Raw genomic sequence first — 22,397 nt, 5'->3', positions numbered from 1 at the left:
CGATGCTCTTGCTGTCGAATGCGGTTGCGCCGAGCGTCGTATCTGCGCAATCCGTCCCGCCGGAACAAGGCGGGCCTGCCATTGAAGATCGCGCCGAGCAACCCGCCCCTACCCAACTCCTTCTGCCCCTTGTGCGCGGCGGGCGGGTCTACGGCGATGTTCTCGTCGATCTCTATCTGGATGGCCGGATACTTTATAATCGGGCGTCCCTCATCGAGAAACTCGAACCGCTGCTCTCGCCGGACGGATATGCTCTTTTCGAAGAGAACCTGATCGATAGGCCGAAACTGACCCCGCAAGATGTCGCAGCCGCAGGTATCGACCTTCGCTACAATTCTTCCCAGCTGGAAATCTCTGTCGAGCGGATCGATGGTTCGCTAGCCGTTCTTCAATCGCTCGGCTTTGATCGGGTTGCCGACGAAGTGCCGATTACCCTCGAGCCCAGCGGGACAAGCGCCTATCTCAACGTGTTCGGCGATTTCGGGGTCGACAATTTCGGATCGCCGCTCGCTCCGGGCATACTATTCGATGGGGCACTGCGCGCCCGCGACATCGTCCTCGAATTCGAGGGTGGCTATGATGAGAACATCGCCGGTGGTAGCGGCTTCTACAGGCGGTCGGTACGCGCGATTTACGACGAACCGGAAGAAAGCCGTCGCTGGTCGGCCGGAGACGTGCAGGTTGCGGGCCTCAGCCAATTGGGCGGGATCTTCTTGGGCGGTATCGGCGTGCAGAAGGGACGCCGCGTCTTCAACGATTCCGGGCCAATCACCGAGCTGGGTGGCCAGCAAATCCTGCTAGAGCGTGATGCAACTCTCGAAGTCCTGATCGACGGTCGGCAGGTCGACTTGTTGCAGTTGACCGCAGGCCCGTACGACCTGGCTCAGTTGCGTGCGCAATACGGTGGGCGCAATGCCCAGTTGTTCGTGACGGATGCGGCGGGCCGCCGTCAGATCACGTCATTCGATACGTTTCTCGATCCCAATGCCCTTGCTCCCGGGGAAACCGAGTACGGGGCTGCGATAGGGTTCATCCCCGTCGGGTTTGGCATCAACCCGACCTATTCAAGCGATCCGGCGCTCTCGGCATATTACCGCCGCGGGATCAGCAATCGGTTCACCGTGGGTGGCGCAGTCCAGGCATCGCAAGATGTCCAGGTCATCGGCACCGAGATGATTGTTTCCCCGCGCTCGATTCCCGGCCGGTTCGAACTCGGCCTGGCTGCAAGTCTTGGCCAGGGAACAGGGTATGCCGCTGAAATCCGCTATTCTCACCAATTCGAAAATTCCCTGGGGTCGGGCCAGATTTCGCTCAACGGAGAGTACCGCAACGCCAATTTTGTGACAGTCAACGACGGGATATTTTTCAACCGGGCGGACTCGTTCTTTCTGAATGGAAATTTTTCCCAGCGGATCGATGAACGATCTTCCATTGTGGTGGGCGCGAACTGGTTCGAACGTGGCGGGACGCGGGCGAACCGATCAATCTTTGCCGACTTCGTGCGCTCGACCCGCCGGTTCCGCTTCAGCGTCGGCGTCGAATACGGCGATGACTTCTTCCGGCGCAATTTCGGCGTTCGCGCCACTATCTCGATCCCGCTTGGCCGATCGGTCAGAGCTGACGCGAACTATAGCAGCCGCAGAGACGATGCCCGCGCCTCGATCTCGAAGGGCTTCGAGAACACTGTCGGATCCTGGGGATACGACGTGATCATGCGAAGCTCGCAAGGCATCCAGGGCGTTGAGGCAAGCGCCTCTTATGTCGCCAACCGGTTCTTCGCCCGCGGGTTCGTCGCTTCCAGCGGAAATGGCATAGGCAACATCACTGACGCGCGTAGTGCGCGACTTCAGATCGGCACGGCACTCGCATTTGCGGACGGTGTCGTGGGCATCGGGCGTCCGATCAGCGACAGCTTCGTGCTCGCGCGTGCGAATTCCGATCTGGAGGGACCGCGAGCGACGCTGGGCCGCACGCTTGGGGCCGGTCGCTCGGAAGCCCTGAGCGGACCTCTTGGCGCCGCCCTGAATGGCAATCTCAGCTCGTACAATCGTCAGTCCATCATCTACGACTTGGCGGATGCGCCTGCTGGTGTCGATATCGGAACTGGTGTCGAAACTGTCCTGCCTCCCTATCGCAGTGGGTACAGCATAGTCATCGGCTCAGGAGCGAGCGTTACCGCAATCGGGTTCTTGAGTTACCCCGATGGCAGGGCAGAGCTGCTGTCGGGAACGGTAATGTCGATCGACGACGCGGAGTTTGTCGATCAACCGTTCTTTACGAATTCCACAGGTCGTTTCGCCATCGTCGGTTTGCGGCCGGGCTACACTTACCAAATCGATTTGTTCGGGGCTGAAGCAAGCTTTACGGTCGAAGTGCCAGACAATTCGGATCCCATTCTTCAACTGAATGAGATTTACATAACTCCGGAAGGCGGAGAAGAGGAGTGAGAGGATGATCCTTTCCCGCATCATAGCAATGTCAGTAGCGGTTCTGTTTGCTACCACGTTTGCTACGACAGCCAAGGCAGAATGCGACCCGTCGTTTGTCGATGGTGACAATACCATCAGGCTCATCCCGCCACCTTCGTTCAGTAGCGACCAATTGAACGAAACCTTTCAGGTGCGGATCAGGAATGCTGGCGACGAACCATGCCTGCTGCGTTTGGGTGTCGGTCGCAGAATTGCAGATGGGTCCCAGCAATTCCCTACTTATTCGCTGACCGGACCGGACGGAAACGTTCCTCTGTCATCCTTGTCGGGAGCCCCGGACACCGGAAGCTTTGGCACCGAGTTCGTGGCGCCTCCCGGCGAACAGGTTGTTATCGCTTATGAGATCAGGATGGACGTGGGCTGGGGCTCGGAGGCAGGGATTTTCACAGAGGACCTGGTGTTCCAACTGTTCGACGACCGCCCCGGACATCCCCCGATCATCCGTGATGCGAGATTGATGCTCGAGATACCGAAAATGGCCCTGATCCGGTTTGCAGGGGTAAGCGGTATCGATGGCCCAGCACTTATCGAGATGGGGGCCATTTCTCCCCATTCCGTGACGCAATCACCGCCATTTGCCCTGCGAATTCTCAGCACGTCAGGATATCGTATGGAACTCGTATCGGACAATGGCGGGGCGCTTCGCCGGGTCAATGGACCAGATCTGATTCCTTACGAACTTTCGTTACGCGGTCAGAGGCTCGAACTGGATGGAACCTCCGACGGGATCGAAGTGAACCGCCACACAAGCTCCTTGGGCGATGTGCATCCGGTGACCGTGATTATCCAGCCCAATCCGGAATACCATGCGGGCGACTATTCCGACCGCGTTTTCATCACCGTCACGGCGATGTAACCCAGCTGTCAGAATGGCGTGACTGTCAGCGTGATCGCGAGGGGGGTGCGCAGCGAATTGTAGGTCACATTCACTTCTCGCACGCCGTACCGTGCTCCTGTGCGCTTGGCGATCTCGCTCGAGCCATTTGCTTCCAGAGACCTGTGCACGCCCGCGAATTCGAAGTTGACCTGCTCTTGTTCGTCCAGCGCCCGGTGAGAGGCTACGATCGCATATCCGCCAGACCCGTTGCACATTTCCAGGACTTCGCCACGAAAAATGCCGGCGCTGCCCGAAATATACAGGTCCGACGCAGAAACGTGGCAGACCTCAGGAACAACAGCGGCTACCCTGAAGCTACTGGCGACTGGCTCGGCGTTCACACTGGTCGACAGTGCGCAAGCGGCAAGAGAACATACGACTAAGCGGTACACGAGCTTCTCCTTCAGGGCCCGTGTAACCTCAAATTATTAAGCCTGCGTCTACGGGCAACGTCCGGTTTCGCCCGGCACCGGCGGGTGTTGTCCATCTTCTCCGAGCTGACACTTCCGGCGAGGCGCAGAAAACGGCGCTGAACGGTCGGATACAATACCAGGTCCGCAACCGCTGCATGAATCCAGTGATTTATCGAAAAGGTCCGGTTGCAGCTGCAACGTTATCGTTCTAGCGAGAGCGCCGAATAGGCATGACACTGGGGCTCGCCAGGCGCGCGTTCCACTGCGAGGAGAATCCAAGATGAACAACGCAAAACTGCTTTCGCTTAGCCTGCTGCTGAGCTCCTCGTTGGTTGTGCCGGCAGCGGCTGAAGAGGGCATGTTTACGCCGCAGCAATTGCCCGACATTGCGGAGCAGCTCGAAGAGGCAGGCCTCGAACTCGACCCCGACACGCTGACCGACCTTACCGGCTTCCCGATGGGCGCGGTGGTATCTCTTGGCGGGTGTTCGGCAAGCTTCGTCTCGCCCGAGGGACTGGTTGTCACCAACCATCACTGCGCGCGCGGATCGGTGCAATACAACTCCACCGCCGAGAACAACTACCTTGCGAACGGCTTCCTCGCGCAGACGCAGGATGCCGAACTCCCCGCTGCGCCGGGATCGCGGGTCTATGTCACTACAGAACTGACCGACGTGACCGAGCGGATGCGCGCGGGCACCGAAGACATGGAACCGCTGGCGCGCTACGAAGCCATCGACCAGCGCCGCAAGGACATTACTGCCGAGTGTGAGGCGGATCCGGGCTATCGCTGCCTCGTCGCAAGTTTCTATGGCGGGGCGGAATATACCCTGATCAAGCGGCTCGAAGTGCGTGACGTCCGCCTGGTCTACGCGCCTGCCGACTCCATCGGAAAGTATGGCGGCGACGTCGACAACTGGATGTGGCCGCGACACACCGGCGACTTCTCCTTCTATCGCGCCTATGTCGCACCCGATGGTTCGGCAGCGGACTTCGATGAAGCCAACGTTCCCTATTCGCCGGAACACCACCTCAAGGTGAGTGCGGCGGGCGTCGAGGATGGCGACTTCGTCATGGTCGCGGGCTACCCCGGTTCGACGAGCCGCTACGCCCTGCTCGCCGAAGTCGAGAACACGTTCGACTGGCAATATCCGACATTCCAAGGGCTGCTGACGAGCTGGATCGCCACGATCGAGAACACCGCGCCCGAAGGTTCGGATGCGCGGGTTAAATATGAAAGCCGCCTCGCCAGCCTCAACAATTTCGAGAAGAACCTGCGCGGGCAGATCGAGGGCGCGCGCCGCGTGGGGCTGGTGGATCGCCGTCGTGCGCGCGAGGCTGCGCTGGCCGAATGGATCGGCGCCGATCCCGCACGTGCCGGGTACGGGGATGCGATTGCTGCGCTCACCGACCTTTCGGTCGAAAGCGCGACGGCTGCGCGTACCAATTTCTGGTTTGGCAACGCCACCCGGCCGCAACTCTTGTCTGCCGCCCAGCGTCTCTATCGCCTTTCGAAGGAACGCGAGCTGCCCAATGCGGAGCGCGAAAGCGGCTATCAGGAGCGCGACATGACATTCTTCCGGCAGGGCCTGCAGGCGCTGGACCGGCGTTTCGATCCCGAGGTAGACAAGGCAGAGTGGGTCCTGTTCCTCAGCGGCTATATCGCACAGCCCGAGGCAGAACGTGTCGAGGCCTTCGATGAAGCCCTGGGAATCACTGCCGAAACGACCGCTGCCGACCTGCCCGGTCTTGTCGAGCGTTTCTATGCCGGAACGCAGCTTGACGATGCCGATACGCGTCTCGCGCTGATGGAGGCGGATGCGGCCCAGTTCGAAGCCAGCGACGATCCCTTCATCGAACTGGCCGTGGCGCTCTACGACTATGAGCGCTCGCTTGAGACCGAAGGCGAAATGCGCGCCGGTGAGTCTCTGGCGCTTCGCCCGGCTTACATGGAAGCGATCACCCAGTGGCAGAAGGAGGAAGGTTCGCTGCCCTATCCCGATGCGAACTCGACCCTGCGCATTACCTTTGGCAATGTCATGGGCGGCTCGCCCTTCGACGGAATGGCTTATCTTCCCTTCACCACGCTGGAAGGGATCACGCAGAAGGACACCGGCGAAGCTCCGTTCGATTCTCCGCAGGCCCAGCTCGATCTGATCGACGCACAGGACTACGGCAGCTACGAACTGGAATCGATCGGTTCGGTGCCAGTCAATTTCCTGTCCGACCTCGATGTGACGGGCGGCAACAGCGGTTCGGCAACGCTCAATGCAAGGGGCGAACTCGTCGGACTGCTGTTCGATGGCACTTTCGAGAGCGTAAACTCCGACTGGGATTTCGACCCTCGCACAACCCGCTCGATCCACGTCGATACGCGTTACATGCTGTGGGTGATGGAAAAGGTCGATGGTGCCGAGGGCCTGATCGAGGAAATGGACATCGTTCGGTAACATCGTGCATTCCCGATGCTCGTAACTCGAACCACTCGGCCGCATTGGCCGAGTGGTCGAACCTCATGTCTGATAGTAGGCGATCGGGACAATCGGGGCCGCTATTTGGCTGCGTTCAAAGCTTAGTCAAAGAATGAGATCTGCGGTTCCTAACGGTTCCCAACCTCAGTTTCGATAAGTGTGATTGCAATTTTCTGTCAGCGCAGCGCGAAACGATTGCGGACAAGGCCCGTTTGATTGGCATGTCCAGACCATATGAAAAGCTCGACCGCCTCTTCGTCGCGGGTGAATGGCGTGAAGGAAAGGGCGAAGCCCTAACAAACATCAGCCCGTGGGACGAGAGCGTCATCTTCGAGATGAACGCCGCCCAGAAAAGCGATGTCGACGAGGCATGCCGCGCCGCTGCAGAAGCGCAGAAAGAATGGGGTTCACTCCCTCCAGCCGCGCGTGCAGCCAAAATGGGCGAGATCGCCGACGTGCTCGATGCACGCCGCGAGGAAATCGCAGAGTGGATCGTAAGGGAAGTGGGCGGCACGAAGGTCAAGGCCGCGCTAGAGCTTCAACTCGCCACCGACTTCGCGCGCAAAGGTGCGGTCTGGCCCTTCATGGTTGAAGGCGCGATCATGCCGGAGGACATTCCCGGCAAGGAATCGCGTGTCTACCGCCAGCCTGCCGGGGTCGTTGCACTGATAAGCCCGTGGAACTTCCCGCTCCAGCTTACTGCACGCACGCTGTTCCCCGCGCTCAGCCTAGGCAATGCAGTGGTGATAAAGCCGGCCAGCGATTCCATCGTCACCGGCGGCACCATTTTCGCCGCCATCGCGGAGGAAGCGGGCATCCCCAAGGGACTCGTTAGCGTCCTGCCGGGTTCGGGCAGCGATATCGGCACGCCGCTGATCGAACACGACATCCCTTCGGTCGTGTCCTTTACCGGGTCGACGAAAGTGGGTCGCGGGGTGGGCAAGACCGCGCTCGATGCCAACCTGATCAAGCCCGTCGAGCTTGAGCTGGGCGGCAACAGCCCGATCGTGGTGCTCGACGACGCCGATCTCGACTATGCCGTCGAAGCCAGCGCCTGGGGCAAGTTCATGCACCAGGGCCAGATATGCATGATCGCCAACCGCATCATCGTGGCAGAAGGGATATACGACCGGTTCGTCGAGGCTTTCGTGGAGCGCGTCGGCAAGTTCGTGGTGGGCCAGCGGGACGACCCGGAATGCTTCATCGGTCCGATCGTAAACCGCGACCAGTTCGACAGCGTGACCGGGCTGATCGCCAAGGCGAAAGAGCAGGGCGCAACCTGTGCGCTCGGCGGAGAGCCCGACGGGCTCGTGGTGCCACCGCACGTATTCACCGACCTCGACGATGACAGTTGCCTGCTCAACACCGAGATTTTCGGCCCGGTGGCGCCGATCGTACGCGCGAAGGACGATGATGACGCCGTGCGCCTGGCAAATGCGACCGAATACGGGTTGTCGGCGGCAGTGTTCAGCGAGGACGAAGGCCGCGCGTTGAAGGTGGCGAAGCGGATCCAGTCTGGCGTGTGCCACATCAACGACCAGCCGGTGAACGACAGCCCCTTCTCGCCCTTTGGCGGCGTCAAGAATTCAGGGATCGGTCGCTTCAACGGGCGCTGGGCGGTGGAGGCCTTCACAACCACCCGCTGGATATCGGTGCAGCACGACAAGCGCAGCTACCCGTTCTCGGCGAAGGACCTCTGATCCTCATGGGTTATCTGAAGAACGGCACGTGGCACGACGAGTGGGCCCATAACGACGAGAATTCCGGCGAGTTCGAACGTGACGAAAGCGCATTTCGCAACTGGATCACGCCGGACGGTTCGCCCGGTCCTACCGGGGAGGGCGGCTTCGTTGCCGAGCCCGGCCGGTACCGCCTCTATATCAGCCTCGCCTGCCCGTGGGCACACCGCGCCAACGCCGCGCGCCATTTGAAAGGCCTGAACGATGCGATCGAACTAAGCGTGGTTCACTGGCTGATGAAGGACGGCGGCTGGTCCTTCCGCGAAGGGGAGTGCGTGACCGGCGACCCCGCGATCGGCGCCGTTCATCTTCACCAGCTCTACACGCACGCCAAGCCGGATTATTCGGGCCATGTCACCGTGCCTGTTCTGTGGGACATCGAGCGCGAGACGATCGTCAACAACGAGAGCGCCGACATTCTGCGCATGCTTGGCAGCGCATTCGACGGGGGTGGCGCGAACGATCTCGATCTCTATCCCGAAGGCCTGCGCGACGAAATCGATGCTCTGAACGACCGGGTCTACGATGCGGTCAATAACGGGGTATACAAGGCGGGTTTTGCAACCACGCAGGCTGCCTACGACAAGGCGGTTAAGCCATTGTTCGCCATGCTCGACGAGCTGGAGAAACGGCTGGAAGGCAAAGACTGGCTGGTGGGCAACAGGCTGACCGAGGCCGATATTCGGCTATGGACCACGCTGATCCGGTTCGACCCCGTTTATCACACGCACTTCAAGTGCAATATTCGCCGGATCGCAGACTACACCAACCTGTCGGCGCTGACGCGGCGGATGATGAGGCTCGATGGAATGGCAGAAACGGTGAATTTCCGCCACATTCGGCATCATTATTACGAAAGCCACGAGCGGATTAACCCGCACGGCATAGTGCCTGCAGGGCCGGATCCGCTGGTACCGGGGACGGTACCATGAGCACCCGGCAAGTGGCTTCGCTCCACCCGGCCGTGCGGGACGACATCCAGGATCTGGTGACGCGGCGCCCATTGCCGGGGCCGGGTTTGCCACAGGTCGACCCGTTCCTGTTTCTCAATCACCACGGGCCGCAGACCTATCCTCCGGGCAACCGCGGTCTGCCCTTCGGCCCGCATCCGCATCGCGGATTCGAAACGGTTACCTTCATCATCGAAGGGAGCCTTGCGCATCACGACAGCGGTTCGGGTGCAAGCGTGGTAGAGGCCGGAGGGGTACAGTGGATGACCGCCGGCAGCGGACTGGTGCATGCAGAGCTTTCGCCGGACGATTTCAAGCGCTCGGGAGGGCCGCTTGAGCTTCTGCAATTGTGGGTCAATCTGCCCGCACGGCTGAAGATGACCGACCCGGCCTATGTGCCGGTACCCGCATCGGACATCGGTGAAACACATTTGGCTGAGGGCGTCATGATGCGTGCGGTATCGGGCGCGCCAAATGCGCCTCTTACATCCCTAACGGGCGTAATGCTGGCGACGATTACCATGGAAGCCGGAACCAGCGCCACTCTGCCCGCGCCCGAGGGGCGGAACGTGCTGTTCTATACTGTTCGGGGATCGGCACAGATCGGCAAGTCACACGTGCCTGAGCACAACCTCGCGACGTTGGGCGAAGGTGCGGATGTGGAGGTTGAGAGTGATGATGGCTGCCTGATCCTGTTCGGCCACGCCGACCCGATAGGTGAGCCGGTGGTGGCCCATGGGCCGTTCGTGATGAACAGCGAAGCCGAGATAGTGAAGGCAATTCGCGACTATCAAGCCGGGCGGCTTGGCGGTCTCTGAACTGCTGCGCCATTATGAGCGTTCAGCGATTTGCTCAACTTTTCCAGCACCAGCGTAGCGCCATTGGCCTGTTCGACCAGTTCGGGCGAGAGAGGAATCCTGAAGGCCATCTCAAACCCGATGATATCCGGGGAGAACCGGCGTCTTGGCGCTCTGCGAGCCAGAAGCGGCAGAGCCGTTTGCGAACCACGATCGGTGCGAAAGATTCTTGATTTCTTTGACTTTGCCTATCGACTTTCGCGACGGTAGCCAGAAATGTGAGGCATGCGATTTATGGGAGACCTGCACGATGGCACTTAACCGTTTGGTATTCTCGATCCTCTTGGCGGTGTTCCTTGCTTCGTGCACTGCCGGTCCTGCGAATTCCGATCCGATCCCGGTCCACAGCGAGTTTTCCATACAGTCGACTGTTCTAGGCGAAGAACGGGTTACCAATGTCTACACCCCGCCGACCTATGATGACGGTCAAGCGGCGCTTCCGGTCGTCTACATGCCGGATGGAGGCATCGAGGAAGATTTCCCCCACATCGCGAACACCATCGCCGCACTGATTGAGAGGGGCGATATCCCACCGGTTATCCTAGTGGGCATCGAGAACACCGAGCGCGGCCGGGATCTGACGCCGGATTCTACCACCGACTTCGATCGCGACTATGCTCCGCAGACCGACGGGGCGAGCAAGTTCCGCGCTTTTATTCGCGATGAATTGATGCCCGAGATCGAATCCCGTTACCGGACGACTGCAGAACGCACCATTATCGGCGAATCCAGCGCGGGACTTTTCGTCATGGATACGTTTTTCCGCGAGCCTGATCTGTTCGATCATTACATAGCGATGGACCCGGCGCTGTGGTGGGATGACCATGCTCTCGTCAGGCGGGCGTCAGAAGCCATGCAGACGATATCTGGCGAGAAATCCCTCTGGTTCGCAGGTTCCGATGCCGAGGATATTTTCACCCATACGCGTGAGCTGGCCAGCATCTTGGACGATCGGGCCCCTGATAACCTGCGCTGGACTTATACAGACAGGCCCGAAGAACAGCACAGCACAATCTTCAGGGCGACAAAGGAAGAAGCATTGATCTGGAGTTTGGGCGAAAACCGCTTGAACAATTGATCGAAGTCGATCTCTGTCTGGTATTAGTCCCTTTCGGCTACAAAGATGCGTCCCCGCCTTGGGTGAGGCACGCGAGCTCATCTTTGGTCAGGTTTTGGCCAGGCTACCCAGAACATTCCGCAATGGTTCAAGGTGATGGGAATAGGGGCGCCAGACTTCCATCCCGTCACGGTTGAGGGGGCGGCGAACCTGTTCGCTGCTGGGGGTGCGCACGGCCCTTTGCAGCCGGTGAAACTCGAGCACTTCGTCCTCCCATTCGAGGCCCAGATATTCGAGCGCTGGCGCTAGTTGACCTTGCGGGTCTTCGACCAGCGCCTCGTAATCGACCTGGTGAACGAGCCCGGGGCAGCTTCGGGCAAAATGATCCATCAGCCGCACGTTCTCGACATAGCTGCGCCCGACATGCTCAAGCGCAAAGGAGGACGCGTGCGCACTGGTAAACGACTGGGTAAAGTTCGAGAAACAGCAGTCCATCGCATCGCGGCGGATACTGATGAACCGCGCCTGCGGCAGGATCTTGCGGATGAAAAGGACGTTGCTCCAGTTCGGCGGCAGCTTGTCGATGAAGAACGGTTTCTCTTCCGCAAGGTGCACCGCTGCGCGGGCCATGTAATCCCTTCCCAGCGCGTCCGCGACGTCGGCGTTCATTGCGTGGATGGCCTGGGTCACGCTGACCTTGCCGCGGCGGGTGGCCATCTCCATGAAGCTGCGCAGCATGGCGGGTATGTAAGGCAATTCGCCTGCCGGTTCGATCTGCGTATGCGATCCCAGCATCTGCTCCAGCAAGGTGGAGCCAGAGCGCGGCATCGATACGATGAACACCGGCACGATATCGCCAACCGGCTTCTGCGGCAGCCGGGCGATATAATCGGCATCGACGCTTGCAATGATCTCGTCGACTTCCTGCGTCAGCTCTTCGGGATCGTAGTTGATCGCCTCCGCGCGGATCTGGTTGCCTGCTCGATAGTGCGCGAAAGCTTCGTCGTAATTCTTGCGGTCGTGAAAGGCGCGGCCCAGCGCAAAATGCAGCGGGGCCGTATTCCGCTCGTCAACAGCGATTGCCAAGGCTGCCCGCATGGTCTCGATGTCATCGTCGGTCAGGATAGGTGACTTGATACTTGCCAGGCCCCACCAGGCATCGCCGAAGCCGTCGTCGATCTGGATTGCCCGCCTATAGGCCGCGATGGCATCTTCGACTTGTCCATTGGCACGCAGGCTGTGACCGAAAGCCACCCATCCCAACAGGTGCTCCGGATGGGCCTCCGAAATCGCACGATACATTTCCCTGGCCTGTTCGCCGCGACCCGTCTTCTCGTGGATCGACGCGAGGATGAGCTTCGTGTTCGGGTCGGGCCTTTCGCGGTTCAATACCTCGAACATCTCTCGCGCTGCTTCGGGCTTCGCCTGTTGATTGAAGACCGAGGCGAGCTGGCGGCGTGTCTCGTGATCTCGCGCACCGGCATTGATCGCCTTGCGCAGGAAATGCTCCGCTTGGCCCAGAGCGCCCAGCTTCGCCGCAGCTTCGCCGAGCATGGCGAGGCCCTGCGGATGCCCGGGATTGCTGCGCAGAAATCCTATGAGATGCTGCGAAGCCAGTTCGTTTTTGCCGTCCTCCAGCAATTCCTTAATGGGAGACAGCCGGGGATCAACGGAAGGGATCGCTTGGGCATGCATCAATTGTAACCCAGCAGCTTGCGCAGGCAGGGTGCCTGGTAGTCCACCAGTGCCCGGTGCTTCTCGGGCAGGGTCTCCGGCAGGTCGATGGTTACGCCTGTCAGGTTCTCGCGCGCAGTGGCGCTCTCGCCGCGCGCGGAGCCCGCTTTCACGCGTTCGGCCCAATCGTTCGGAGTGGCGATACCGCAGGCACCCAGCAGTCCGCTGAAGAACTCTGCCGCGCCGCTGCTTTCGGTATCCTGCACGTACGAGACGAGCTCTTCATACTTTACGACATGGCATCGCGCGCCGAGCCAGGCGGCAGCGTTGAGTTCGTATATATCGTTGAGCGAAGGGAGCTTTTGCGGAAGGCCGAAGATCATCATCGTCAGCAATTCGTCGCTTGAAAGGACACCGGTACGCAGATGATCGACATTGCCCCGGAACTGTTCCGAGAGGATGAAGCGGGCCCGCGCGATGACCCAGTCGTACGGATCACGGTAAAGCAAAATTCTTCGGACGTGGGCGGTTTCGATCACCGAGGCATCGGCGAAGAAGAGATGGCCCCAGCTCAGTTTCGGTGAGGCCGGATCGAACGCGCTGCGATGGGCCTGCAGGTTGCCCCACTGGATGAAGTCCGCCGTGTAGGTCTGGTCGGTGGGCACGAACATGCGCAGGATGTTGCGCAGCAGATGGCTTCCGCTCTTGGGAATGGAGTTGAGAAAAACCCCCTGCTCGAGGGGTTTGCGGTCGAACCGCTCTGCGACCTCGTCGAGATTGTCACGTTGAACTAAGATTTCCGGCATGTCCGCTCCTTCCCGGCGGCCTAACAGAAAGGGCGGCATGTTGCCATGCCGCCCTCTCGTTTCGAACGGTTCCCCGCCCGTATCTGTCGACCTTAGAAATCGAGCGATACGTTGACGAAGGCGCGGCGTCCCACGAAGGGATACTGCGACGCCGCCACAACCGGACCAAGCATCGAGATCTGGCCGCCATTGCGCACCGAAACACGCGGCGGACGGGTATTGAAGATGTTGCTCACACCGGCCGTGAGTTCGGCGCGGCCATTGAGCAGTTCCTTGCTCACCGAGAAGTTGTGGTAGAACGTCGTGCTGGCGGTCAGATCGGGGCAATAGGTCCCGTAGATCGGCAGATCGTCGCTCGGATCGGACGTGCCCTGGCTGTTGAACGAATTCAGGCACGGACCGCCGTAACGATCTTCGAAATCTTCCTGGTCCGATGTCGCTCCGATCAGGTTGATGCCGTAGAAGACTGACAGACCCGAGGGGTGCGAGTAGCTGGCACGGAAGTCGGCGACCCACTTGGGAGAGCCGGATTCCCCGTTGCTCGATTCCACCGGCGAGGTGGGAAGGAGCTGGAAGTCCCTGTCGAGCTGGCGGGTTGCTTCAGCGCGCAGCGTGACCAGACCTGCCCCACCAAGATCGTGAACCACGTTCGCGGAGAAATCGATCCCCGAGTTCTGCTGGCTCGCGATGTTGATGAACTGGTCGTAGATTTCATCGATCTGATAGATCGCCGTCTCGTTCTGGCCGCGGGTGAACTGGTCACACAGCGGTTCGTTGGCGAAATCCTCCGAATCGTAACATCCGAAGAGGATGGTCGAAGCGCCAAGCTGCGAGATTTCACCATTCACCTCGATTTCGAAATAGTCGACGGCGAAGCTGAAGTCGGTATCCGGCAGGAAGGAGAAGTTGGGCGTCAGGACCATGCCGACCGTCGTGGCCTTCGAGGTTTCGGCCTCGAGAATGCCAAGACCACCCGAAGCGAAGGACGTCGCAGTGATGCCGCCGCCCTGGTAGTCAGCCGGAATGCCGTCCGCAGCGCAGTTTGCAGCGACGCGTTCGGACGTCGTGCCGTTTTCCACACCGGCACCGTAGTTGATGCAGGGATCGTTGCGCTGGTTAACGAAGCTCGTCTCGTCGGCAAGGAACTGTTCGAACAGCGCAGGTGCGCGGAACGAAGTGCCGTAGCTGCCGCGGAAGCGAAGCCAGTCGGTCAGAGCCCAGTTGAGGCCGATCTTGTAGGTGAAGTTGCCATTGTCTTCGTCTTCCACGCCATCGGAACGGCGCGTTGCCGTAACGTTCGTGAGGCGGCCAGCGAGCGACAAGGTGAGGTTTTCGAAGAACGGACGATCGGCGAGGATCGGAACGCTGAGTTCGCCGAAGGCTTCGGTCGTCACGCTCTTGCCCGCGGTGACGCCGCCCGAACTCGAGCCCCAGGCGTTGCCGGCCAGAGTGATATCACCCGGCGTGTCGTTGATCTTGTCGCGACGCGCCGTGAGACCGGCAGCAAGGCCAACCGGCCCGCCGGGGAGTTCGAAGAGCTCGCCAGAGACGACGACTTCGCCGGTCAGCTGGGTGTAGACCGTACGGCCTTCTTCCCAGTCGAACAGGAAGCCGATCTGCTCCGACGTCAGGTTGCCGCGCAGGAATTCGGGATCCGCCCAAGGGATGTCGATGCAGTTGCGGCCCGAAATGGGCGTGACGGTGCCGACGCAGGAACTGGTCTGGAAGTAGCCCGTGTCATAGGCGTCCTGCAGAATCTGCTGCGAACGATAGCGACCGTCGCTCCGGCTGTACTGGACGTAGGCGTCGTACTGCCAGTTCCCCGTGGCGGACAGCAGGCCACGAAGGCCGGCCACGCCGCGGTAGTAATCGACCGTCTGGCTGCTGTCGGACTGGTTGGTAATCGCGGTCGGGCTGATGAAGTTCACCCCTTCGAACCCGTCGCCCCAGTAGTTGAACGTGGTGCCCGGTCCCGTACCGTAGAGTTCGCCGGTGTAGCCGAAGTTCCAGAACTGGCGCCAGCCGTTCTGGTAGGTTTCGCGGCGGTTGAACAGGAATTCGCCGAACAGTTCGACTGCGTCGGAGAACTCGTAAGCACCTTCCGCATAGGCGGTATAAAGATCGGTTTCCGGGATCAGCGTCTGTTCACCGGCGAACGGATGGTAGGCGTTCTGTACGGCCATGCTCTCGGCGTTGTAACCGGTCGGGAAGAAGCCAGCGGGGGCGCTGAAGTCACCCTCGTATGCCGGAGCACCATAGGCGGGAATGCCGAGGTTGCCCGCAGCCACGCCGCTGCCGTACTGGTATTGCAGCAGCACGGTGCTGCCGTTGGGCGAGGTCTGGATGCCCGTGTTGGGGCCGCCCGGACCGTCAAGCTGAAGGTTGTCGATCAGGTTGTAGGTCCAGATGTGGCCCCAGCGCAGATCGTCGCACATGAATTGGCCCGTCCGCGGATCGACCAGGTCGGCGCGGTTGCCGCTTTCGTCGAAGATGTACGATTCCGGGCAAGCCAGGTAATCGCGATCGTTGCGAGCCAATTCGTTGGTGTGGGAATAGTCGCCGGCCACGGTGATATGACCGCGGTCGAAGTTCTTCGTATAGGCGATACTGCCACGATACTCTTCGCCGCCAGCGTCGAAGGGCAGCGAGACGTTGAAGTCCAGCGAGAGGCCTTCTTCGCGGTTGCCGGTGAAAATGTTCACAACACCTGCGATAGCGTCGGAACCGTAGATCGACGATGCGCCAGTCTTCAGGATCTGGATGTCGTTGACGATCGAGAGCGGGAGGACGTTGAGGTCGAAGGACGACACGCCGCCGCGCGTACCGGCGGGGCCGGCACGGCGACCGTTGAGCAACACCAGCGTACGGTTCGGGCCAAGACCACGAAGGTCGATTGTCTGCGCGCCCGGGCCACCGTTGGTCACGAAGTTGGACGACAGGGCTGCGGTGATCTGCGTCGAACCGGCAGCGACGGGCGAGCTCTGCAGCGCGCTAGCAAGGTCGAGCTTGCCTTCGCGGCGAGCGATCTCGGGGCTGACGATAGAGATGGGGTCGGGGCTGTTGAACGGCGTTACCGAGGTAATGCGCGAGCCGGTGACAACGATCGTCTCGGCCGGAGCAGCGTCCTCGGTCGGAACAGCTACCGTCTGATCTTCTTCACTCTGCGTGTCTTGCGCGTAAGCGCCCGTGGAAAGCGCGATGGCTGCAAGACCGGCACCGGCGCTCAAAACTGAACGACGTTTCAAATTCATACTGCTGTGACGCATTAGAGACCCCAAATACGATTGATTCCAAGTGCATTTGGGTAAAGCGCACCCCCGAAGTTACAAGGGATACCTTTCACGCGCGCCACGCGGCAGATTTTTTGCGACTTTTGCGCAACACTTGCCCTTGCCGTCAGCGCGCGACGGTGCCGCGTCAGGCAGTGGACAGCGCGATTTACGCCTTCTCGAGTTTTTCCAGATCTTCGCCCAAGGCCAGCCAATCCGCCTCGGCCTGTGCCAAGCCATCACTGACCTGCGAACGCCGGACCAGCAGATCGCTCATGGCGATGTCGGCCAGATGAGCGGGGGCAGACGCAGGCTCGCCGATTGCGCTGTCGATTTCGGTCAAGCTGGCTTCAAGTTTTGCCATGGCTTTTTCGGCCGAGGCCAGCTTGGACTTGAGGTAGCGTGCCTTCTCCTTTGCTTTCGCGCGGTCGGCAGGCCTAGTCTTGGGCGTGCTGGAGCTAGCTTGCTTCTTCGGTTGGTTGCGGCCCAGCACGAAGTCGATGTAATCGTCCATGCTGCCGGCGTATTCTCTCGCAGTGCCGCTATCGACCAGCACCAGCCGGTCCGCCGTCAGCTCTACCATGTGGCGATCGTGGCTGATGAGGATAACGGCGCCAGCGAAATCGTTCAGCGCCTGCACCAGCGCTTCGCGCGCATCGACGTCGAGGTGGTTGGTCGGTTCGTCCAAGATCAACAGGTGCGGCGCATCGCGGGTGATGAGGGCGAGCGCGAGCCTGGCCCGCTCCCCGCCGGAGAGTTTCTCCACCTTCTGCGTGGCGCGCGGGCCGGAGAAACCGAACCGGCCCAGTTGCGCTCTCACCGCGCCGGGCGCCATGCCCTCCATCGCCCGCGTCATCAGCTCAAGCGGCGTCGTGTTACTCTCCAGTTCCTCGACCTGATACTGCGTAAAGTACCCGACCTTCAGCTTGCCGGGCGCAGCCAGTTCCCCTTCGATGGGCTTTAGCTGCGAGGACAGCAGGCGGGCCAGCGTGGTCTTGCCGTTGCCGTTGCGGCCCAGCAGCGCGATCCGGTCGTCCGCGTCGATCCGCATGTTCAGCCGCTGCAGGATCGGCGGTGCCTCGCCATAGGCCACGGCAGCCCCATCCAGGGTAATCATGGGTGAGCGCAATTCTCCGGGCGAGGGAAAGTCGAAGGACAGCGACGGGTCTTCCATCAGCGCAACGATCGGCTGCATTTTGGCCAGCATCTTCGCACGGGCCTGCGCCTGCTTCGCGGTGGAAGCGCGCGCACTGTTGCGCGCCACGTAATCCTGCAGGCGCGCCCGCTGCGCATCCTGCGCTGCCTTGGCCGATTCCAGTTGCGCCGCGCGTTCGGCACGTTGCTTTTCAAAAGCGTCGTAGCCGCCCGAGTAGAGCGTCAGCTTGCCGCCCTGCAGGTGCAGGATGTGATCGACGACATTGTTCAGCAGGTCGCGCTCGTGGCTTATTACCAGCAGCGTCGCGGGATAGGACCGGAGGAAGTTTTCGAGCCACAGGGTCGCCTCGAGATCGAGGTGGTTCGACGGTTCGTCGAGCAGGAGCACATCCGGCTCGGAAAACAGCAGCGCGCCCAGCGCCACGCGCATTTTCCAGCCGCCGGAGAAGCTGGAGAGGGGCCGACGCTGCATCTCCTCGTCGAAGCCGAGACCGTTCAGGATCTTGGCCGCGCGCGCCGGTGCCGTGTAGGCATCGATCGCCAGCAGCCGCTCGTGCACTTCGCCAAGCCGATCCATATCGGTGCAGGTTTCCGCTTCCTCGAGCAGGGCCGCCCGTTCGACATCCGCAGCGAGCACGGCTTCCTCCGGCGTGATCGCACCATCGGGAGCCTCCTGCGCGATATAGCCGATGCGCGCCCTGGACGATTTGCCGATCTGCCCGTCGTCCGGCTCGATCTCGCCGATGAGGGTCTTCATCAGGGTCGACTTGCCAGCCCCGTTGCGGCCAATCAGCCCGACCCGCGCGCCCTGCGGGATCGACGCACTGGCGCGTTCGAGAATGGGCCGGCCTCCAAGCCGGACAGTGATACCGTCGATCGTAAGCATGGCGGGCCCATAGCAGCACAAGAGGCCGCTCCCAATATGGTGAATCGCGACAGGTTGCCGAAACGGCGGAGGCCCGAGATTTCGGCTAACCTGCGACAAACAATCCGTGCGCCCATGCGGCAACTGTTCCAGCAATTCAGACGAAGGGGGAACTGGGCAATTCAGGCTTGCCTTGACCCGTGTCGATCCTAAGGCTGCGGCCGATGCCCTTCCGCCCTTCCGAGAATGTTCAATCGCTTGCGGACGCAATCAGGCCAGCGCTGGGTCTTGGTGCCGCAGAAGCGCCGCCTCCTGGCGATCTGCAGTTTGTCGTAGAGCGGCACCGCGTCACGTTCTTGCTCCACCATGCCTTGCAGGTGAGCGGAAGTAGCAATGAGCAACTCCTGTCGGACCTTACGGGTATCGTTCAGGGCAAGGCGCGGCAGGTCTTGCGGCAAAGAGCGGCCGCGGCGTGTGTGCAAGCCCTTCTCGACGACCGCGGCATCGCCAGCGTCGAAATCAAGGGGTGGCAATTGGGGCACATTCTCTACGGCGAGGAAACACTGCGGCAATCGCGCGATGTCGATGTCCTCCTGCGCCCCGATCAGGTTGCGGAAGCGATCAAGGCGACTGCCGAGGCAGGATACACGAACATACGAGGTGGGCCTCTGAAGGCCGGTATTGCGCAAGCTATCTTGCGGTTCCATCGGGAGGTCGAGGTACGCGATCCCCGCTCGGGCGTGATTGTCGAACTGCATTCACGGTCCCTTGAAAATCCGCCCGCGGGCTGGAGTGACGCGACCATGCTGGAAGCCCCTCTGGACCTCTCCAATCCCCATTATGTTTTGTACCTCATACTTCACGGGGCTGGATCCAACTGGAAGAGGCTGAAATGGCTCGCTGATCTCGCCATGATTGTTCAGCGTGTGGAGAGGGATGTGATGGACCAGGTCCTGGACCTGGCACGCCGTTTTCAGTGTCTTCCGGCCATTGCGGCCAGTCTCCGCGCGTGCGGCGCGATCTGGGGGGAGGCGTTTGTTGACGAGTGGCTCGCACAAGCAGAACCGCACATGGATGAGAAACGCGTCCAGGCGCATCTCCAGGCATTCGCCGCCGCGCTCAATCGCGAATCTCCACTATCCGCAATGGAATTATTCGCCAGGCGGCTGGAACTGATGCGAGATCCGCCGCTTTTCGGTGACAAACCCCCATCGCGGATCGGTGCCATCGGAAACCGGACCGCGATGTGGTTCCTTCGCCGTATCTAGAAGCTCGTAAACAAGTTCGCCGCGGTTCATGGCATCGGCTGAAGCAGCCAGACCAGGAACCGCTGCTCACACATACTGTTAGACTGCCGGTTCGTGGCCCGGCAGCGACACATGCAATCAGTTACGTGACGGGAAGATGCCCTGCAGGGCGATACAGTAACGAATTACCAGAGAAGGCTGGATATTGTTGACAGCCTGGCTGCCCCCCATGGTCTGCGAGGAGATCGCGCCTGCGGCCATTTGTTCCCCAGTCAAGGTTGAACCCTCTTCGTAGGTATTTGTTGCCGCGCGGGCGATGAACGAGTTGATCGGATTGCGACTGATGGCATTGACGCGCGACACGTTCATTCTGGGGCTGTGATTGTGCGCTGGCATCTGGTTGACGGTAAGCGTATTCGTTTCACTACCAAAGGCCTGACCCTGGACGCGTGTAGTCAGTCCCGGTCCGGTGCCCAGATGCATGGGTACGCGGCCCTGAAGGTTTGGAAGCGCGAAGGTCGTACGGCCATCGCCACCATAGGTCGTTCCGAGCAAGGAGAACAATGCGGAGTTCTGAGCGATCGAAAGCAACTGGCCGTTTGTATCGCTGTACCCGCGCGGGCAGAAGGTAAATCCGACCATCTTGATCTCGCCGAGGAAGGGGGTCTCCTGCGCAACTGCGGGAACCGATCCCATCGCGAGACATGTGCTGGCCGAAAGAACGGCGGCAATCTTGGCAATTCTGGACATATGCTATTCCCTCAAATCAATTTGTGTCTGCCGCAATCAGTTGCGCGACGGAAAAATGCCATACAGCGCAACGCAGTAGCGCAGGACCAAGGTTGGCGCGATGTTGTTGACGGCCTGGCTACCGCCCACCGTGCTGGACGAGATCGCTCCGGGTGCCATCTGGTCTCCGGTAACATTCGTTCCGGCCTCGAACTTGTTGTCTGCTGACTGGGCGAAATACGAATTGATCGGGTTGCGGCTGATCGCATCGCTGGTGGAAACGTTCATTCGTGGGTCATGATTGTGCGCTGGCATCTGGTTGATGGAAAGCGTGTTCGTTTCGCTGCCGAAGCGCTGCCCCATCTGACGGGTGGTGAGACCTGGCCCAGTACCCTGGCCCATAGGGACACGGCCTCGAAGATCGGGAAGCGCGAAGGTTGTGCGGCCATCACCGCCGTAGGTGGTGCCATAAAGCGAAAACAGCGCAGTATTCTGCGCGATAGACAAAAGCTGTCCATCAGCGTGAGCCCAGTCTCGCGGGCAGAAGGTGAACGCATAGGGGACAATCTCGCCGATCATGGGCAGGTCCCCGGCCTGCGCCGGAGCGGCAGTCATGCCCGCAGCGGCCAAAGCGAGCGCCGACGACGAAACGAAAAACTTTTTCATGCTTCCCCCAGTCAAGCACCAGTAAACAGGTCGCCATACCGCGCCTATAAAACCGGTTCTCGATTGCGACCATACACGATTTAATCTCGGGATTAAGTCTGAATTTTCACTTTTTAACTGAAAAAGCGCGCACCTTCGGAAAAGGTGCTCCGCGTCAGTCGCGAGAAGCGACGAGCACTTGCGAAACCGAGCGCCTGCCGTGATCGCGGGATAGCTGGACGAAGACATCCACGCTTTCGCGTACATAGTGACGCACATCGTCGCGGCCCAGCTGCGTACCGGCCTGCAGCACCAGGAGGGTGAGCTGCTCGATTGCGCGAGCGGGGGTATCGGCGTGGATGGTCGTCATCGAGCCCGGGTGCCCGGTGTTGACCGCGCGCAGAAATGTAAAGGCCTCTGCTCCTCTCAGTTCGCCAAGGATGATGCGATCCGGACGAAGGCGCAGGGCCGAAATCAGGAGGTCTTCGGCGGAAACATCTGCCTCGCTCATCTGTCCGCGCGCGGCGATCAGGCCGACGGCGTTCTCTTGGCGTACCTTCAGCTCCTCTGTATCCTCAATCAGGACGAGGCGCTCCCTGGCGGGAATCTCTGCCAGCAGGGCGTTGAGGAAGGTCGTCTTGCCGCTCGAGGTGCCTCCGGAAACGAGGATGTTGCGCCTTTCGCGAACGGCCTGCTTCAGCAATGCGGCCGCTTCGTCGGGGCCTGCGGTCCGGTCGGTCGTTACCCGCTCGAGGCTTGCATGCCCGCCCGACAGGCGATCGAACGCGCCTGCATCGTTCCAGTCGTCGATCGAAAGTTCAGGCGAGACGTGCTTGCGGATTGCAATCACATGACCGGCCCGCGTTGCTGGAGGCGCGACGATCTGCACCCGGCTGCCGTCCGGAAGGGTCGCCGCGAGCAGCGGCTGCGCGCGGCTGATCCCTTGCGAGGAATGGGCCGCAACCTGTCTTGCCAGCCGCCGGAGCATGTCCTCGTCGAGTGCTTCAACCCCCTCGCGCGAGATACCGCCGCCGATGGTCTCGAACCAGATTTCGCCTGGCCGGTTGATCCAGATGTCGGTGATGTCGTCGCGGCCCAGCCACGGGGCCAGGGGGGCAAGGAAGTTGTCGAGATAGTAACCCGCTTCCATCTCGC

Annotated in this window: 17 protein-coding genes; 9 read left to right on the top strand and 8 right to left on the bottom strand. The window is 60.7% G+C overall.

Annotated elements, in window-relative coordinates:
* Positions 1-2: 2 nt before the first annotated feature.
* Positions 3-2,447 (top strand): fimbria/pilus outer membrane usher protein, encoded by a 2,445-nt coding sequence (locus D2V07_RS09980; protein ID WP_158586801.1) that lies wholly within the window; start codon positions 3-5, stop codon positions 2,445-2,447.
* 4 nt (positions 2,448-2,451) lie between these two features.
* Positions 2,452-3,345, top strand: a complete 894-nt coding sequence (locus D2V07_RS09975; protein ID WP_147366931.1) for a Csu type fimbrial protein — start codon at positions 2,452-2,454, stop codon at positions 3,343-3,345.
* 8 nt (positions 3,346-3,353) lie between these two features.
* Here the strand turns inward: D2V07_RS09975 and D2V07_RS18385 are convergent, their stop codons facing one another.
* Complete coding sequence (locus tag D2V07_RS18385; protein ID WP_147366930.1) at positions 3,354-3,707, bottom strand: hypothetical protein; 354 nt, start codon at positions 3,705-3,707, stop codon at positions 3,354-3,356.
* Between the two features lie 352 nt (positions 3,708-4,059).
* On the opposite strand from D2V07_RS18385, the gene D2V07_RS09965 reads away from it, so the two are divergent.
* The 6 genes from D2V07_RS09965 to D2V07_RS09945 all read left to right on the top strand — a co-directional run bounded on the left by D2V07_RS09965 (position 4,060) and on the right by D2V07_RS09945 (position 10,873).
* Positions 4,060-6,228 carry a S46 family peptidase gene (locus D2V07_RS09965; protein ID WP_119586851.1) on the top strand — a complete coding sequence of 723 codons (2,169 nt, stop codon included), beginning with the start codon at positions 4,060-4,062 and terminating at the stop codon, positions 6,226-6,228.
* Between the two features lie 82 nt (positions 6,229-6,310).
* Positions 6,311-6,406 carry a DUF6890 family protein gene (locus D2V07_RS19125; RefSeq protein WP_407641597.1) on the top strand — a complete coding sequence of 32 codons (96 nt, stop codon included), beginning with the start codon at positions 6,311-6,313 and terminating at the stop codon, positions 6,404-6,406.
* 64 nt (positions 6,407-6,470) lie between these two features.
* Positions 6,471-7,949 (top strand): aldehyde dehydrogenase family protein, encoded by a 1,479-nt coding sequence (locus tag D2V07_RS09960; protein WP_119586850.1) that lies wholly within the window; start codon positions 6,471-6,473, stop codon positions 7,947-7,949.
* Between the two features lie 5 nt (positions 7,950-7,954).
* Positions 7,955-8,920 (top strand): glutathione S-transferase family protein, encoded by a 966-nt coding sequence (locus D2V07_RS09955; RefSeq protein ID WP_119586849.1) that lies wholly within the window; start codon positions 7,955-7,957, stop codon positions 8,918-8,920.
* On the top strand, positions 8,917-9,756 hold the full coding sequence (locus tag D2V07_RS09950; RefSeq protein WP_119586848.1) for a pirin family protein: 840 nt from the start codon (positions 8,917-8,919) through the stop codon (positions 9,754-9,756). Before D2V07_RS09955 ends, D2V07_RS09950 begins: the two co-directional genes overlap by 4 nt.
* 289 nt (positions 9,757-10,045) lie before the next feature.
* Complete coding sequence (locus D2V07_RS09945; RefSeq protein WP_119586847.1) at positions 10,046-10,873, top strand: alpha/beta hydrolase; 828 nt, start codon at positions 10,046-10,048, stop codon at positions 10,871-10,873.
* A gap of 87 nt (positions 10,874-10,960) precedes the next feature.
* Here D2V07_RS09945 and D2V07_RS09940 read toward each other — a convergent pair whose 3' ends face one another.
* The 4 genes from D2V07_RS09940 to D2V07_RS09925 form a co-directional block, all read right to left on the bottom strand.
* Positions 10,961-12,547 carry a tetratricopeptide repeat-containing sulfotransferase family protein gene (locus D2V07_RS09940; protein WP_119586846.1) on the bottom strand — a complete coding sequence of 529 codons (1,587 nt, stop codon included), beginning with the start codon at positions 12,545-12,547 and terminating at the stop codon, positions 10,961-10,963.
* Entirely contained in the window at positions 12,547-13,332 is a 786-nt protein-coding gene (locus D2V07_RS09935; RefSeq protein WP_119586845.1) for a hypothetical protein, read from the bottom strand. Before D2V07_RS09935 ends, D2V07_RS09940 begins: the two co-directional genes overlap by 1 nt.
* A gap of 92 nt (positions 13,333-13,424) precedes the next feature.
* Positions 13,425-16,559: a TonB-dependent receptor domain-containing protein gene (locus D2V07_RS09930; protein WP_158586800.1), complete on the bottom strand. Its 3,135-nt coding sequence runs from the start codon at positions 16,557-16,559 to the stop codon at positions 13,425-13,427.
* A 211-nt stretch (positions 16,560-16,770) separates the two neighbouring features.
* Positions 16,771-18,642, bottom strand: coding sequence for an ABC-F family ATP-binding cassette domain-containing protein (locus D2V07_RS09925; RefSeq protein WP_119586843.1), 1,872 nt, complete (start codon positions 18,640-18,642; stop codon positions 16,771-16,773).
* Positions 18,643-18,845: 203 nt separating this feature from the next.
* Here D2V07_RS09925 and D2V07_RS09920 point away from each other — a divergent pair, with 203 nt between their 5' ends.
* On the top strand, positions 18,846-19,889 hold the full coding sequence (locus D2V07_RS09920) for a nucleotidyltransferase family protein (RefSeq protein ID WP_119586842.1): 1,044 nt from the start codon (positions 18,846-18,848) through the stop codon (positions 19,887-19,889).
* Between the two features lie 117 nt (positions 19,890-20,006).
* Here D2V07_RS09920 and D2V07_RS09915 read toward each other — a convergent pair whose 3' ends face one another.
* The 3 genes from D2V07_RS09915 to virB11 all read right to left on the bottom strand — a co-directional run bounded on the left by D2V07_RS09915 (position 20,007) and on the right by virB11 (position 22,392).
* Positions 20,007-20,618, bottom strand: a complete 612-nt coding sequence (locus D2V07_RS09915; protein ID WP_233548341.1) for a phage tail protein — start codon at positions 20,616-20,618, stop codon at positions 20,007-20,009.
* Between the two features lie 36 nt (positions 20,619-20,654).
* Entirely contained in the window at positions 20,655-21,263 is a 609-nt protein-coding gene (locus D2V07_RS09910) for a phage tail protein (RefSeq protein ID WP_199698772.1), read from the bottom strand.
* Positions 21,264-21,417: 154 nt separating this feature from the next.
* On the bottom strand, positions 21,418-22,392 hold the full coding sequence (gene virB11 / locus D2V07_RS09905) for a P-type DNA transfer ATPase VirB11 (RefSeq protein ID WP_119586841.1): 975 nt from the start codon (positions 22,390-22,392) through the stop codon (positions 21,418-21,420).
* Positions 22,393-22,397 lie beyond the last annotated feature (5 nt).

The sequence above is a fragment of the Aurantiacibacter zhengii genome (assembly GCF_003584125.1).
GTDB lineage: Bacteria > Pseudomonadota > Alphaproteobacteria > Sphingomonadales > Sphingomonadaceae > Alteraurantiacibacter > Alteraurantiacibacter zhengii.
The sequence above is the reverse complement of the archived record's forward strand: the minus strand, read 5'-3'. Positions and strand labels throughout refer to the sequence as shown.